Origin of the sequence: Candidatus Thiodiazotropha endolucinida (assembly GCF_001715975.1) — a bacterium.
In the GTDB taxonomy this organism is placed as follows: Bacteria; Pseudomonadota; Gammaproteobacteria; order Chromatiales; family Chromatiaceae; genus Thiodiazotropha; species Thiodiazotropha endolucinida.
On record NZ_MARB01000012.1, the window covers coordinates 65,008 to 82,635 of the forward strand.

The window sequence follows — 17,628 nt, forward strand, 5'->3', positions numbered from 1 at the left end:
TTCAAACAGTAAATAGAAAAGAGATCAGTGCAGGCTGAGGGGTTGTTGTGCCTGATTCTGTGTAATCACCCAGCAAACACCTGGTCAAACCCGTAAATCTATCAATTATTCGCTTAATCACATTATATATCGCCGTTAATTCTGACTAGATGGAATGACCATCTTCTTTCTTTACCCGTCAGAAGGAAGGCTATTTAGCAATGGGTGTCTTGTCAATTGCTCTCTTGTCAATTGCTCCAGCCATAACCACAGAGCTTAAAAAACAAAAGCCCCGCTCTGGGATGAGTGGGGCTTTTTTAGGGATCATTTAACGAGTGCCCCGGCTTTTATCCCGGATTATTTCACGCTATTTTCATATGGCAGACTGTAGCCATTTTCTTTAAGAATACTTTCGTAATTTTCTTGTTGAGACTCAAAACATTCTACCAAATATTCCAACTCATCAATAAGAACTTCATCTCCCATCTTTTGCGCCAATGACAACGACCTTCTAAGATTAGATAGATAAATACTCCATGTATCACCTTGGATAGCAATAGCCGGAAACTTTCTCCAAGGTAACTTAACTACATTAGATCGCTGCCCATCAGGAAACAAAAACGTATCTGCTTTTTCAGACATATTTTACTCCGGCGTAAACTTAATATAAGGACGACGCTTATCAAGTGGATTTTCAGCTCTAGAGAAAATATCTTGTCCTGTTCTCGCATGTTCACCAGTACCAACAGGGCCTCTCGGCAAAAACCTTCTGATTTTCTTTCTAAGTTTATGATTTAGAGGTCCATCAACGATAAAGTCCCAATCCGATCCATGAGCATAACCGCCAGTATATGCTTGGCTACCTACTACAGTTATCCCAACACCGGTTACGTTAACAAACCCTTGAATGACCCTTTCCACACCTACAGATAAACTACCCGGCAATGCACCTCCTCCGTACTCAGGGGAGCAATTCTTAACCAGGACACTAGAATTACCAATATGATAATTATGAGCACTTGCTACTGTCAGGTTATATGTTTTAACTACGTTAGAAATAGGTTTTATGCCAGTAATTACAATTTGTTGCTCGGCATTTTTTACTTTATCACCTACTATCAAATCTTTGGCGTGGACCCATTGCCCAGAAACATAGAATGGGTGTTCCGGCGTCGCGTTTATTACATCACCTGAATTGAATTGGATCTCGAGATATAGCGCTTTTTCACCTTGAATAAGGTGAATAATTTCTCTGTAGACTAGTTCTTCATTTAATTCATCATACGCGAGTACTAAGTCGCCAATCTCAATATTTTCTATTGCAACCTTTCCATCTGGGGTATCGACCAAAGTCCCTTCAGAAAAACTGTTTTTCTTTTTACATCTATTATTCTTCTTGCTTCCTTTGGATTTACTGAAACCTTTAGCTTTCGTCAGTTTAAGAACACGCAGTGATAAAGATGCAAGAAGCAAAGTTCCCGCTTCTCTTGAAGTTAAACCGTCACCATCTGTTGACAAAGTGAATACGTCATACGTAGTCGTGGCAATCGTCGATAATGTCCCCATGACATTAATCGCCGATATCATGCCACCGATACTAAAGTTGCCCGATGGATCGATCAGGTTCCCCGGATCGGCATGGGCATAGAGATATTTATGCAGGGTGATGGGATCGTGATTTCTTCCCATCCAGGTATCTTGCTGGGTAAAGCGTCCTTGGCTTGGATCGTAGTATCTTGCGCGTAGGTAATACTGATCTAATGTCGGGTCGAACTGCTCTCCAGCATACAGATAGCCGTTTTCAACAGCACCTATCTGATTAAGCACCTCCCCAAACGCCTCATAATCATAGGTGTTCGCAAGGATACCCTGGCTGTCTGTTAAAGAGCGTGTACTGCCCAGCCCGTCGTAGTGGTAGTAGTGGATTTCTCCACTACGATCCTGGCTGATCAGGTCGTCCCCGTAAGTGTAGCTCACCTGGCTCGCGCCGTCGTCCTCGATCAGCACCTGGGCGTAATCCCGGTTCTCGTCCACGATGTAGCGGGTGGTGACCCCGCTCTCGGTCTTGCTGGTGCGGATGCCGTTGGGGTTGTAGCGGTATTGAGTCGTTATCCCACCCAGCTCCACACTGATCAGCTCGTTCTTCGCATTGTAGCTGTAGGTAGTGGTGTCGGTATCCAGCGTTTCACTCAGGGTGTTGCCGTTGTTGTCGTAGGTATAACTCGTTCCCCCCTGCTGGGTCAGTCGATCATTGGCATCATAAGTGTAGGCGGTCTGCACCCCATCGATCGTGCTGTAGATGCGATTGCCCACCCCATCGTATTGGTAGCTGGCGCTGTAATTGCCGTTTTGGCTATCGGTGATGCTTTCGCTGGTCAACCGGTAGAGATCGTCATACCCATAGGCAGTGCTTCTGCCGCTCTGCTCGTCGATCCCGATGCGTCTGCCGGTGGCATGCAAGGTGTAGTCGTAGGCCCGGATCAGGGTGCTGGCGCCGTCGTAGGTCTCCTTGCGGGTCAGGCGGTTGAGGCTGTCGTAGACATAGACCTCGCTGCTGCCGTTGGGATAGCTGACGCTGGTGCGGTTGCCCACGGCGTCGTAGCCGTAGCTGGTGATGCCCGCAGCGTCGGTGACGCTCTGCAGCCGGTTGAGGCTGTCGTAGCCGTAGCCGGTGGTTGTCACCGTACCGCCTCGGGTGAGCGTTACCCGGGTACGGTTGCCCGCCGCGTCGTACTGGTACGCGAGGGTGACACCGTCGGGCTGGGTCTCGCTGATGAGGCGGTCCCGAGCGTCGTAGGCGTAGGTGGTGATTTCGGTTGTGCCGCCTGGGAGGGTAACCAGGACTTGGGCGCGATTACCCACCGCATCATAACTGAACTGCTCGATCCGCCCGTCGGCATAGTCGCTCTGGACCAGGCGGTTGTCGCTGTCGTACTGGTGGCTCGTGCTCTGGCCGTTGAAGTCCACATGGCTGATCAGGTTGCCGTTGGCGTCGTAGGCGAAGCTCTCGCGCTGACCCAGGGGCAGTTCACGGGCCGTGACCCTGCCCAGGGCATCGTAATCCCAATGGGTAGTGCGGCCTGCGGCGTCGGTCTGGGTCAGTTTGTTGCCTGCCTCGTCGTAGCTGTAGGTGGTCTGGCCGCCCAGGGCGTCGGTAACCAGGATAAGACGACCCAGGGCGTCGTAGGCGTAGCTGGTCTCGATGCCCGCCTCATCGGTTTGGACGGTGCGCCGCGAGAGGGCATCGTAGGTCTCGTTTCGGTTGCTATTGTCGTCATGGATCACCGAGATGCGCTGATCCAGGGCGTTGTAGACGTAATCCGTACGTCGGTTCAGGGCGTCGATTTCGGCTATGAGGTTGCCGTCGGCGTCGTATTCGAAGCGGTGCTCGTTACCCTGGGCGTCGGTAGCACTGATGCGCCGCCCAGCGGCGTCATAGGCGTATTCGGTGCGATTGCCCCGTTCGTCGATCTCGGCGCTGACCCGGCCCACGGCGTCGTATTCGGTTTGGACGGTGACGCCGTCGGGGGTGGTGACCTGGATCCGGCGATCGAGGGCGTCGTAGGCGTAGCTGGTGGTGCGGCCCAGGCGGTCGGTCTCGGTGAGCAGGCTGCCTTCCGGGTCGTAGGTTTTGGTTTCAGTGGTAGTGTCGGGGTAGCGGGTCTCCGTCAGACGGCCGTAGGCGTCGTAAATCATTTCGGTGCGCCGGCCCAGGACGTCGACAGTGGCGACTTGGTTGCCCGCCAGGTCGTACTCGCTGTGCGTCACGTTACCCAAGGCATCGGTGGTACGGATTACCCGGTCGAGGGCGTCGTACTCGTAGGCGGTGGTCTCGCTGACCTGGCTGTTGTCGGCCAGGGTGCGGCTGCGGGTCTCGGTGAGCACGTTGCCGTTGGCGTCGCGAGTGTAGCTGGTCACCGCCCCCAGGGCATCGGTTTCGGTCGCTTTGTAGCCGTTGCCGTCGTAGGTATAGCTCGTCACATTACCCAGGGCATCGGTGGTGCTGGTGACCTGGCCGAGGCTGTTGAGGGTGTTGCCGGCGGTGTTACCCAGGGGGTCTTCGATGCCGGTCAGGTTGCCAACGGCGTCATAGGTGTTGGTGAACACATCGCCACTAGCGTCGGTGATAGTGGTTTCCTGACCGCGTGCATTGTAGGCGTAGCTGATGGTATTACCCAGGGGATCGGTCTGGGTCAGTTGATCGTCGTCTGCGTTAAAGGTCGCACTGCTGACCTGGCCCAGGGCGTCGGTTTGGCTGAGCTGGTTGTCGCGGGCGTCAAAAGTATAGGTGGTAACGTTGTTCAGGGCATCCACCTGAGTAGTGACGTTACCCCGTGCGTCGTAGCCGTACTGAGTCGCATAACCCCGGCGGTTGGTGACCACCGACTGGTTGGCGCCCAGGTCATGGTTGAAGCTTGTACGGTTACCGTCGCTGTCTTCCTGGGCGATGAGACGGCCGTCGGTGTCGTAGATATTGCGGATCAGCCGACGGCCCAGGGGGTCGAGGGTATCGATCAGGCCGTGGCTGTTGTTGTAGGTGTAGGTGTAGGTGGTGACCGCGTTGTTGCGGTCGGTGACCGAGATCAGATCACCGGTATATCGGTAGGCGTAGACCAGACTCCGCCCCGCCGGGTCGGTGACGCCGGTGATCCGGCCGTTGCCGTCACGGGTGAAGGTGACGGACGGACCGGCGGAGTGGCTGATGCCCATGTCGCTGTAGGTCAGGGTCTGGCCATTGGGATCGGTGATCCGCTCAACCCCGAAGTCCTGGTTGAGCTGGTAGACATAGCCGGCGCGGGTGGTCAGCGTGTAGCGGGTGACCGGTTGGGCCTGGCCGTCGCCGGCCGTGGCCAGATAGCCGTTGTCCAGATCCGAGAGGTAGAGGGACTGGGCATCGGCGGTCTCCAGGGTCGATTGGGTACCGTCGATCGCCTCGAAGAAGAGATCGTAGGTACGATCAGTCGACATGTAGCAGTTGGGATCGCTGACCGCCCCTTCCAGACCGTTTGACGGCCGGGCCACGACACGGAATTTTTCGATGTCGTTGTTGGGCAGGGTGATCGAGACGGTCTTTTCCGATATCGGGTAGATGCAGATGGCATTGGTGTTGACCAGGCCCGTACCCGACTGGAATGTTTCGTTCTGACTGATCACCTGTTGCCAACCCTGGGTCGGCTCCTGGCTCTCTTCGAGCCGGACATTCTGGTAATCGATCGTCCAGCCGTAACCGAAATCAAGGGCCTCGGTGCGGCGGCGGCTGTCGTAGGTGCGCGAAACCGTGATCGGGATGCCGACCAGGGAGAGTTCGAGATCTTCCACAGTGAAGCTGAAGTGACCGACTTTGCGGTCGCCGTCGACGAAGACCGAGGCCCGCCGACCCATCACGTTATTGTTGCTGTCGGTAGCCTGCAGCAGAATGTGATAGATACCGTTGACCAGCAGACTGGGGTCGAGGTTGGCGATGATCTCGTTGTCGAAGCTTCGGCTGCCCCGGTAGAGGTCGATATATTCGGCGTCGTTCTGATCGGCGCGTTTGTAGGCCAGCCAGACTTCGGCCAGGTTGTCGTCTTGGGCGGTGCCGATGATGTCGGTGAGGGAGGTGATCGTGGTCGCCGTGGCCGGGGAGACGAGCTCCACCACGGGCGGCGTCGTATCGTTCGGATCCCGGACCACGACATAGGTGGTGCGTTCCACGGTTTCGTAGCCATCACTGACGGTGACCGTGACGGGGATCCGCCCAACCCGGTCGGGGGTAATGGTGGACGCCAGCAGGGCGTCGAGATCGGCCGGCGCGCCATCCACGTTTAGCGATACCTGCGGGGTGGTCGACATATTCCGGGGGATCACATTGAGCGTAACGGATTCACCGAGATCGATCGGCTCGGCTGGGGTGAAGAGCAGGTCGACATCCAATGGGATGGTAGCGGGCACCACTTCTACATACCATGTTATTCGCCTGTTAGAAGCAAAGTTACCCAGACTGTCCGTTGCTGCAACCGTTATCCAGAAACTGCCTTCGGTTGTAGGTGTCCAGCTAATGGTCCCATTTTCTGAATCGATAATCGGCTCAGGTGAATATGAGCCTAAGCGATACGTAATGGGATAATCGCCTTCACGGTCGATTGCCTGAGGCTGATGCGTATACTCCCTGCCTACTTTTGCATAGTTCGGCCGGTAAGCGGGGATGAATTCAGGGGGACGGTTAGTGAACGCATCGATTCTGACCAGATTTCTTTTTTCAGCGGTCAAACCCTGCGCATCCGTGACAACATAACTCACCCATGCATTGGTGTTATTATATCGATCAGTTGGAACCCAGTTGATCATCCCCGTGTTTTCATTAACCGTCATACCATCCGGGGCGACTGCCAAGCTATATGTCAGTGAGTCGCCATCAGGATCCGATGCATTAATTTGATATTCATAGGGAATTGACACTTCGGCATTGGGCATACCACCCGGAGTTAAAACCGGTGGTAGGTTATCATCCACCACATTGATAGTGAATTCCTCTGTGGTGCTACTATTCAGTCGATCTTCGACATGCAAGCGAACGGTATGGGTTCCCAACTGATGATTGTTTGGTGTCCAATAAATGTGTAACTTCTGGGTACCATTGGCCATTACCAAGTCATACCGCATACCCGCTGGCGCTTGTTCAAAAACAACCTTTAGATCATCCAGATTGGCATAGGCGTGAGGAGGAACATCGTTTTCAACATTTAATATGTACGAATACTGATATCCCATTGACGCAATGCTTGATGGATTGAAGTCTACGATTTGCGGCGGTAGGTTGGGCGACACATTGACAGTGAAGGCGCGACTCTCCGCCGTACCCCCACGGGCGTCGCGCAGGCCCAGTTCGAACGACTGTTCACCCACCTGCTGGGGAATCCAGCGAAGATAATGTGTTGCACCTACCCGACTGCGCCGATCATTTTCCCGGGTAATGCTCGTATACCAAGATTGAATGCGTTGGACATAGGCCTCATCGGGGCCCGTCAGGATATCCACAAACGCTGCATCTTGATCGGCATCAGTGACCAGCATTTGATATTTGAGGTACAACAGATTGCTCTGTAGATAGTCCTGATTGTAGACATAAGGCACGCCCAGGGTCGCGCTCAGGCTGATGTCCGCCTCGCCAAACACCGGTGGGGTGTTGAAGGGCACATACTCTCGGAGTTCGAAACGTTGTACAGTCTCCAGGCCCTGTGGGTCGGTGACGCTCAGGACCACCTGTTCCCGTTTGTATTTGCTCAAATCGAATTGGGCCTGGGGCCAGGCAACATGACCCGATCCGTCGAGAGTCATGCCGGCCGGTCCCTCGACCAGGGTGTAGACCAACGCCTCGCCTTCCGGGTCCTCCGCCAGCAGATCATAGGTGAAGCTCTCGCCTGCCACGACCTCCAGGTCGGGGAGCGACATCACGACCGGCGGCCGGTTTTGCGTGCCGATCGACCATTCGACGGTGACGGACTGGCTCAATTGATTGACGCTTGCGGTAACTGTATCGATACCTGATTTGTCGCCACTGTAGCAGTAGCGGACAATGCCATGGGCATCAGCAAAGCGGTAAGCATCACGATTCGTCGCCCCGGCCAGGTTAAAGCGGATACGTGCGCCGTTGACTGGTACGCCCTGCGCATTCAGGGCGGTTGCTTCACCACACCATTCATTATCCAGCGTTTGTGCGGCATCTCCGGATAGCGACAAAGAAGCTACCGTGTGGCCCACACTGAGAGCCATGCCCCCCAGGTAGCCGTAGGATTCGAAGGAGTCGTAGCCATACACATAAGCGCCGAAGGGTTCCTGCGCCTCGATGTGATGCGAACCTGGTGTGATAGGCAACTGGCTGTAGGAATAGGGACTGTTCGGGATTTCACTAAACAGAACCGGATCGACACTTTGACCGTCGAGGGTCAGTGTGGAGAGGGCGGCTGTGGGTGCCAGCAGATTGATAAAATTGTAGGCCAGACTCCTTGCGGGCGTATTGATGGTGTATTGCGTCAGGAACTGCTCGGCGGGGGGCACGACCACCATGAAGGGATCGGTGAAATCCGCTTCCAATTCACGGTAACCTTCGTCGAAGCTGTTGCTGTTGGCATATTGCACCAGCAGGATCGGGTGGCTGGCCTTGACCTGTTGCGGGTTGAACGACCTGAATTCGAAATACTCGCCCTCGTTCAGGCGCGCCCTGAGTACACCGTCGATATAGACGGCGGTATTATCGTAGGGCGCCACGGCGCGGAAGGTATCGCCGTACTCTACATGCCAGAAGCGGCCGTTCTCCGTGCGTCCCCAAAACGGGGCGGTATAGTATTCCATCGCCAGGCTTTCAACGGGCGGGAGTTGCTCGACGATGTGGTCGCAGGCGGTATAGCCAACAGGAATCACGACACAGTCCATCTGTCCAAACACACCGATGGGCTTGTCCGCCCGGATGGTGCTGCCGGTCAGATCGGCCTTGAAGGAGCCGCGGGTCTCCAGGTTGTAGACATCACCCCGGTTCATGGTGAGTTCGATCGGGGTGCCTGCCTCGATCTGTCCCTGACCGCCGGTAAAGATATCCATGATCGGATCGATGGTGACCCGAGTATTATCCTCGGTGGCCACCAGGGTAGTGATCGGCCCCGGTTGTCCGGCGTCCACAGTGGCCATAATGCCTATCTTGCCCAGCATGATAGCAGTCGCGGTGATGTATTCCCGGCCCAGACTGGCGACGGGGAGCCCCAGAAAACCATCCGTCGTATCGACCTTTTGGCTCATGAAATAGGCAGCAACTGGTGTCGCCGCAGTGATGTGAATGGCGTAATTATCCAGCAACGCGTTCAGGGTGAAGCCTTCCGTTGCGGCAAAATCATCCAGGTTGATACTGTAGGTCGCCATCTGGCCAGCTGTCAGCGAAAGGCTTTCAACCACACCCAACGCCGCTATCTCAATTGTCGCCTCTGTGTCTGTTCCTTCTGAAACTAGGTTGATATCAAAGGTGCCCCCGGCAATCGTCGTCATATTGTGCGATACCGGTATCCAAAACTCGGTGCCTACATGGCTCAGCGCACGCTCCGCCGGCATGACTTGTATTGAGACAGCCTGCTCCGCCACTCCCCCATTACCGTCCACTACGTTAAACAGGAAATCGTAATTACCCAGGACAACACCCGCGGTGGGCCAAGTGATCAGCCCCGTCGCCGGATTGAGCGCGGCCCCACTCGGCGCCTGGATCATGGCATAGTTCAGGCTGTCGCCGTCCGGGTCATCGGCTACCAGGGTATAGCGCCACTCATCGCCCTCAATTACAAAAGCCGTAGGAGCCGAGGTAATTACCGGTGCCCGGTTGCCTTGAACCACTGTGATAGTGAAACTGAGCGTCTGACTGTCGACGCCGTCACTGACGGTAACGACAACCGGGCCGTGGGTTCCGAGATTATTTCCACCGGGGGTAATGTCAATTGAAGTATCCTGGTGATGGGCGAAGGCAGGCAATCCTTCCACCTGGTAGGTCAGCTCATCCCCATCGGCATCACTGGCGTTGAGGGTAAGGGTCAGCGTGGTGTCGGCATCGAGGGTGATATCGCTTAGAGGTTCTAACACCGGTGCGCGGTTGGTATCGGCAATGGTAAGCGTAAAGAACTGCTCGCCACTGGCGCCAAGCGTGTCCTGTACAGCGACTGTTACGGGATGGTCGCCTGCTGCCGCGTAATCCGGGGTCCAAGCGATAAGCCCATTGGCGTCGATACTCATACCCGCAGGCGAGGTGGTCAAGCTATAGCTAAACGTATTGCTGTCGGGATCGTTGACTTGAACCTGGTATTGATAAGCCTGGTTTTCTATGCCACTTGTCACCGGGACGGAGGCGATTGCCGGCGCATCGTTAACTGACGAGACCGTCACATCAACCGTGGCAGTAGGGGAACCAAGCAATCCATCATGGGTTAAATAAGTGAAGCTGTCACTGCCGTTAAAGTCGGCGTTCGGCGTATAGAGCAGATTGGGTGCCACTCCGGAAAGCTGTCCGTTAAGCGGTTGCGTGACAATGGAGTAGCTTATGCTGTCGCCATCGATATCCTGTCCTTGCAAAACAATGGAAAGAACAACATCTTCTTCGGTGGTCACAGCGATATCGGAGGCACTCGGCGGACGATTGTCGTCAAGCACTTGCAGGGTAAAGCTTTGACTGTCTGTCAGTCCTGCCGGATCGGTGGCAGCCACCGTGACAGCATGCGTACCGATATCGACCTGCCCTGGAACCCAGGTAATCAATCCGTTAGTCGCATCAATGACCATGCCGGCCGGCGCCGTCACTAATGCGTAGGTAATAACATCGCCCGCATTCGGATCGGTGGCATCGACGTCGTATTGATAAGCTTGGTTTTCCATAGCGCTGGTCACGGGCGTGGAGACGATTTGCGGCGCTTGATTTATAGTCGATGCCTCAGACACGTTCAGCATATAGGTCTGCTGATCGTATAGGCCCGCATCATCCACGGCACGCACAGTGACCTTGTATTCACCCGTTTGAGGAGGTGTCCAGGTTATGAGACCGCTCTCACTGTCGATACTCATGCCGGCAGGGAAGGATTTCAGTGAATAGCGAACCGGATCGCCTTGTCTGTCTATCGCATCCACATCGTAGTGATAGACCACACCCACTTCCGCTGTCAGTAGCGGCGTACTGGTGAAGACAGGAGGTTTATTGTCGCTTCGCTCTTTGGGCGTCACATGCACAACCGGTGACTGACAGACCTCCACCCCGTTCGAGTTCACCTCTTTCACGGCATATCTGTAACTGGCCCCGGAGATCAGACCCGAATCCAGATAGTGCGTATCGGAGGATGTTATCTGTACGATCGATTGATAACTGACGCCATCATCGATACTTCGATAAACGTTATATTGCGGCGCCCCGGAGTAGACCCAACGCAGTTGCACCTCGCTTACCGATGCGTTGGCGTTGAAGTCGGTCAGGCAGTAATCGCTGCCGTCTGTCACGATCGGTTCCGCACAGGCTATGTTAAACATGACCGGCAGAGCAAAGATGAACGCTGTGAGTCGCTGAAGATATTTGCTAGAAGACATATCCTTTCTCCGAAACTACTCCTGGTAGTCCTTTTATCCGGTCACTCTTGGGTATTGCTTACTCTATTGAGCAAACCGAAGCCGGCTTGACATCAACATCAAGTCCTTATTGGTGTTAACTTATTCCATACCGTTGAACTCGGGTACAATCCACCAACAGAGCGTGGAGATTTACCCGAATTCCAATTTATTAACTGGGGATTGTTTATTCGATATCTATCGAGGAGCGTTCGAAGCTGTAATGAGAGCAGCGAATGGTTCGGGCTGCCTTGAAGGGTAGGATCCGTACAACATCTTTCCATTATAAACATCCGTGGTCGTGCCGCTTGACTATCAGTAAGCTGTACAGCTCATTCATAATCCGCAAAAAAACGGCCTGTAAAATAACCGATATCCTATTTTGCAGTTAAAGAACTGCATCAGTCCGAGTATTCATCGGACCGACTCAGGATATCTTACCCAATGAAACTATCAAGTAATTTAAATACTGACGTCAGACTGACGACTCAGCTCGGGTAGCAGACACCGGTTCCCCCGAGCCCACAGTATCCTGCCGGGTTCTTGGCCAGATATTGCTGATGATAGGCTTCGGCAAAGTAGAAGGTGGGCGCGGGCAGTATCTCCGTAGTCACCGGTGCGGAGGTCACCTGCTGCAGGGCAAGCTGATAGTGGTCGCGGGAGTCTTCGGCCATGGATTGCTGCTGATCGTCGAAGGTATAGATACCCGATCTATACTGGGTCCCCACATCATTCCCCTGGCGCATGCCCTGGGTGGGATTGTGCCCCTCCCAGAAGGCTTCCAGCAGTGACTGGTAATTGATCGCTGCCGGATCGAAGACAACTCTTACGACCTCGTTATGGCCCGTCATACCGGTACAGACCTCTTCATAGGTTGGATTGGGCGTGAAACCCCCAGCGTACCCCACCGCTGTCGAATAGACCCCAGGCAGTTCCCAATAGCGTCGTTCGGCACCCCAGAAACAGCCCATGCCGAACATTGCGAAATGGTACTGATCGGGAAAAGGCCCCACCATCGTATGTCCATTGACATAGTGGCTTTCACCGGGCTGAATCGGGGTCATTCGACCGGACAGCGCCTCATCCTGTTGCGGCATCCTGGTTTTGCGGCCAACTCCGAACATGGGCTTCTCCTGTGGCGGTTTGTGCTGAATATAGCCTCTTTAAACCCAGATCCAACCCTACAGTCCGTGACTCTATATCAATAGCCGGAGTTGGGTTATCGACCCGATTTGCTTAGCACAAGGCAGATTTACATGAAGAAGAGCAGGAAAGTCTCGATCACCACACCAGGCAAACAGCTACAGGAGCATGAATGCAGCTGCACCCGCAACCGCCAGCAGTCCCAAACCAAGAACGACCATTATAGGCATTTTTGACTTCTGATGCTGACTCTCCATTGCCTGATGAGCCAGATGTTGGTCGAGCAGACTCTCCACCGTCTCGGTGGCCACGGAATTGGCAATTTCACCCGCCACCTGGGTTGCGGTCTCATGAACCTGAGCCTCGAGGGAGCCTTCCGTGATGACACGGATATGCTCGATCATGTCATTCTTTTCCGGAACCTGGTTCAGAATCCGCTGCTCCTGTTCCTGCAGGCGTTGAGAGATATCATCGTCCAACTCTTTCATCTGGCTATAGATACTGGCCTCGATCAGATCCCCGACAGTACGCTGATTGAGCTGCCTGACAAACTCATCCAGGTCCTGATTGACCTTTTCCACCACCGATTCGCGAAGCGCTTCAGTATCGACACTTTGCGGCTCTACTTCTTTTAAACCTCTCTCTACCACAGAGACGATCATTGGTTCGAGTTTGCTGTCAAGATAGGCCTGTACAGTATTTTCGATACGGTCCGCAAGGGTCTCCGCAATGGTTTCTTCCGCCGCCTGACGGGCGGTTTTTTCCGCCGCTTGAAGTGCAACCTCTTTGGCGATACGCCGAACATCCTCATCCGAGAGACCGCTTTGCATCACTACGACCTCCGCTGCAGGCTCCACCGCCCCGGCAGCGCCTTCGGCCTCGACAGCTTGATCGGGCGCCGTCTCTGAAGTTGCAGCAACCTCTTGCTGGTGCTGTTCGATAAGGTCGATGATCACGCCCAGACTCTCATCGGTCGGAGGCTTGGCCAGGATACCAAGAGCACCGTGCTCGACGGCGGCCTGGACATACTCATCCCCTTCATTGGCCGTACACATAACCACCGGGGTATGGCTGAACCTGGGATCCTTTTTGATCTCGGTAATCGTCTCCAGACCGTCCATGCCATCCATCAAAAAGTCGACGAAAATAGCGTCAGGCGTCGACTCTTTCAGTCGCTCCAATGCCTCTTCACCCGACACCGCCATCTCAACGCCGTCAAAACCGCTTTTTTTCAGCATTCTACTGAGTACAATACGGGCGGATTTCGAATCATCGACTAAAAATGCTTGTTTTGACACGCTATAAACCCTTCATCAGATCTGTTTTGCATTCTGTTTTTACACGCTTCCCGAATACGGCAGGCGAAGCTATCACTGTGTCATTGCACCGCATAAATCAACTCTTTGAAAAACAAAGAAAATTGTAATACTAGTTAAGCCCCCGAGGCCACCATAGTCAAGGCGCTGTTTAATTCTGATCGATTACAAGTTTAGACCCATCCTGTAATAGATCACTCGCCTGCCTACCAGCGGCGTCTTATAATTGGCGGCCGTTACAGTTAAAACCTGAGTAGCTTGATGTCATCCGCAACCTCGAATACAGCCAATCATCCTATCGAATCTCTGCTTAAGCAGCGTATTCTCATCCTTGACGGCGCCATGGGTACCATGATTCAGCGTCGTAAACTCGATGAGCAGGGTTACCGCGGAGAACGCTTTGCTGATTGGCCATGTGATTTAAAAGGTAATAACGATCTGTTGGTGCTCTCCCAGCCGGCGATAATCGGCTCGATTCATGAGGCCTATCTGGCAGCCGGAGCGGATATTCTCGAAACCAACAGCTTCGGGGCCAATCGCATCTCTATGGCCGACTACCAAATGGAATCCCTGGCCTATGAGATGAGCGAAGCCAGTGCCCGACTGGCCAGGGAGGCCGCGGACAAATACACAAGCCCCGACAAACCGCGTTTCGTCGCCGGCGTACTCGGCCCCACCAATCGCACCGCCTCCATCTCACCCGATGTCAACGATGCCAGCCTGCGCAATATCACCTTCGATGCCCTGGTAGAGGCCTATACAGAAGCCGCCCGGGGTCTTATCGCGGGTGGCTGCGACCTGCTGCTGATCGAGACGGTATTCGACACCCTCAACGCGAAAGCGGCGGTCTTCGCCTGTGAACAGGTATTCGACGAGGACGCCATCCGCCTACCGGTGATGATCTCCGGCACCATCACCGATCAATCCGGCCGCACGCTTTCAGGTCAAACCACGGAGGCCTTCTACAACAGTCTGCGACATGCTAAGCCCATCTCCATCGGCCTCAACTGTGCCCTGGGTCCCGACCTGCTGCGTCAATATGTGGAGGAGATGTCGCGTATCGCCGACACCCATGTCTCCGCCCATCCCAATGCCGGTCTGCCCAACGAATTTGGCGAGTACGATCTGGATGCCCGGCAGATGGCGGGTTATCTGGCCGAATGGGCGGATGCCGGTTTTCTGAATATCGTCGGTGGATGCTGTGGTACCACACCGCAGCACATCCAGGCCATTGCAGAGACGATGGCTGGCAGAACGCCGCGTCAGCTGCCGGAAATTGAAAAACAGTGTCGTCTATCGGGGCTTGAACCCCTCAACATTGGTGCGGACTCCCTGTTTGTGAATATCGGCGAACGCGCCAATGTCACCGGTTCCGCGAAATTCAAGCGGCTGATCCTGAGCGAGGCCTACGATGAGGCGCTGGACGTCTGTCGCGAGCAAGTGGAGAACGGTGCGCAGATCGTGGATATCAATATGGATGAGGCGATGCTGGACGGTGTCGCCGCCATGCGCCGCTTTCTCAATCTCTGTGCCGGCGAACCCGAAATCGCCAAAGTGCCGGTCATGATCGACTCATCCAAGTGGGAAATTATCGAGATTGGCCTGCAGTCCGTACAGGGGAAACCCATCGTCAACTCCATCTCACTGAAGGAAGGAGAGGAAGCCTTCCTGCGTCAGGCCCACTTATGCCGCCGTTATGGCGCCGCAGTGATTGTCATGGCCTTCGACGAAACAGGCCAGGCAGACACCCAGGCGCGTAAAATCGAGATATGCGCACGGGCCTATCATCTGCTGACTGAGGGAGTCGGTTTCCCGGCCGAGGATATTATCTTCGATCCGAATATCTTCGCCATCGCCACCGGTATCGAGGAGCATAACAACTATGGCGTCGACTTTATCGAGGCCATACGCGAAATCAAACAGCGGCTGCCCCATGCCCTGGTATCAGGGGGCGTCTCCAATGTCTCTTTCTCGTTTCGCGGCAACAATCCGGTGCGTGAAGCGATCCACGCCGTGTTTCTCTATCACGCCATCAAGGCGGGCATGGATATGGGAATCGTCAATGCAGGTCAGTTGGCGGTCTTTGACGAGCTGCCGGGCGAGCTTCGCGATACGGTGGAATCGGTGGTGCTCAACACCGACCCGCAGGCGGGTGAACGCCTGGTGGAGCTGGCGCCCAAATACCAGGGTGACGGCAGGGTGGTAGAAAACAAGGAGGATGCCGAGTGGCGTAACTGGCCGGTGAACAAGCGCCTTGAGCATGCCCTGGTCAAGGGCATTACCGAATTCATCGAAAGTGATACCGAAGAGGCCCGGCAGCAGGCTAGGCAAACCCTGGAGGTGATCGAAGGACCCCTTATGGATGGCATGAATGTGGTCGGCGATCTGTTCGGCGCGGGCAAGATGTTCCTTCCGCAGGTGGTCAAGTCGGCCCGTGTGATGAAAAAAGCGGTCGCCTACCTGGAGCCCTACCTGGAAGCGGAAAAGGCCGAGTGCGGGGTACAGAGCCAGGGCAAGATATTGATGGCCACCGTCAAGGGCGACGTCCACGATATCGGCAAGAACATAGTCGGCGTCGTGCTCCAGTGTAACAACTACGAGGTTGTGGATATCGGCGTCATGGTCCCAGCGGATACCATTCTGCAAAAAGCCAGGGATGCGCAGGTCGACATCATCGGACTCTCCGGCCTGATCACCCCGTCGCTGGACGAAATGGTCCATGTAGCCAAAGAGATGCAGCGTCTCGGCATGTCTCAACCGCTACTGATCGGTGGCGCCACAACCTCCATTGCCCATACGGCGGTCAAGATCGACCCGGAATATGACAACCCGGTGATCTATGTGGCCGACGCATCCCGTGCGGTCGGGGTAGCCTCCAACCTGCTGTCTACCGAGCATCGCGATAGCTATGCCGCCTCGCTACACGAGGAGTACGAAGCGGTGCGGCAACGGCGTGCCGGTATCAACCAGTCGCGCAACCTGGTCTCCATCGAAGATGCAAGGGCCAACCCGACCCCTATCGATTGGTCCCAATACACACCGGCCCGCCCCAATCTCTGCAATCCAGACTTCGAGGCCCCTGAATTTGCACAAATCGTGCGTCTGGACAAGGACAGGTCTGCCGGTAAACCATGCGCAACTTTGCTGGTGATGAAGCAGATCCCCCTTACAGAGCTGACAGGCTATATCGACTGGACCTTCTTCTTCCATGCCTGGCAACTCAAGGGGCGCTACCCACAGATACTGGATGATCAGACGAAAGGCGAAGAGGCGAAAAAACTCTATACCGATGCCCTGTCCATGCTTGAACGGGTAATTGACGAGGGATGGTTGCGGGCAGCGGCCGTTGTCGGCCTCTTTCCCGCGAATAGTCAGGGCGACGATATCCTTGTGTACCGGGATGAGACACGAACCCAAACCCTCGCAACCCTGCACAACCTGCGTAAACAGGGACGGCAACCTGGCGCTCCAGGTAAAAATGGACAGTACAACGAATCGCTGGCTGATTACATCGCACCGGAGAGGTACGGTAAGGCCGACTATGTGGGCGCTTTCGCCTGCACCGCAGGTATCGGCATCGAGCAGAAAATCAGCGAGTTTGAAGCGGATCACGACGACTACCATGCCATCATGCTGAAGGCCCTTGCCGATCGCTTGGCCGAGGCCCTGGCGGAGTGGTTGCACGAGCGTGTGCGAAAAGAGTATTGGGGCTATGCCAAAGAGGAGTCCCTGAGCAATCAACAGCTGATCGCAGAAGAGTATCGAGGCATCCGCCCGGCAATGGGTTATCCGGCCAGCCCGGACCATACGGAGAAAGATGTGTTGTGGGAGCTCCTCTCCGTTGAAGGGCTTACCGGCATCTGGCTCACGGAGAGTAAGGCGATGGTACCCACGGCGTCGGTCAGCGGCCTCTACTTCAGCCACCCCGATGCTCGCTACTTCGCAGTGGGCAAGCTGAATCGGGATCAGGTGAGTGATTATGCTCGCCGCAAGGGTCGTTCAGTGGCTGAAATGGAACGTTGGCTTGGGCCCAATCTCGCCTATGAACCCGGAGAGTAAATAGACTTCACAGCAAATCCCACATTCCATT

The 17,628-nt window shown here is 54.9% G+C and carries 5 protein-coding genes; 1 reads left to right on the plus strand and 4 read right to left on the minus strand.

The annotated features are described in order from the left end of the window. Window positions 1-336: 336 nt before the first annotated feature. From CODIS_RS11440 to CODIS_RS11455, 4 genes are all read right to left on the minus strand, one after another. Entirely contained in the window at window positions 337-621 is a 285-nt protein-coding gene (locus tag CODIS_RS11440; RefSeq protein ID WP_069124944.1) for a DUF6959 family protein, read from the minus strand. Between the two features lie 3 nt (window positions 622-624). Further along, on the minus strand, window positions 625-11,061 hold the full coding sequence (locus tag CODIS_RS20960) for a putative Ig domain-containing protein (RefSeq protein WP_069124945.1): 10,437 nt from the start codon (window positions 11,059-11,061) through the stop codon (window positions 625-627). 506 nt (window positions 11,062-11,567) lie between these two features. Beyond that, window positions 11,568-12,203 carry a peptide-methionine (S)-S-oxide reductase MsrA gene (gene msrA, locus CODIS_RS11450; RefSeq protein ID WP_069124946.1) on the minus strand — a complete coding sequence of 212 codons (636 nt, stop codon included), beginning with the start codon at window positions 12,201-12,203 and terminating at the stop codon, window positions 11,568-11,570. Between the two features lie 177 nt (window positions 12,204-12,380). After that, entirely contained in the window at window positions 12,381-13,520 is a 1,140-nt protein-coding gene (locus tag CODIS_RS11455; protein WP_069124947.1) for a response regulator, read from the minus strand. Between the two features lie 279 nt (window positions 13,521-13,799). Here CODIS_RS11455 and metH point away from each other — a divergent pair, with 279 nt between their 5' ends. Next, window positions 13,800-17,597, plus strand: coding sequence for a methionine synthase (gene metH, locus CODIS_RS11460; protein ID WP_069124948.1), 3,798 nt, complete (start codon window positions 13,800-13,802; stop codon window positions 17,595-17,597). Window positions 17,598-17,628 lie beyond the last annotated feature (31 nt).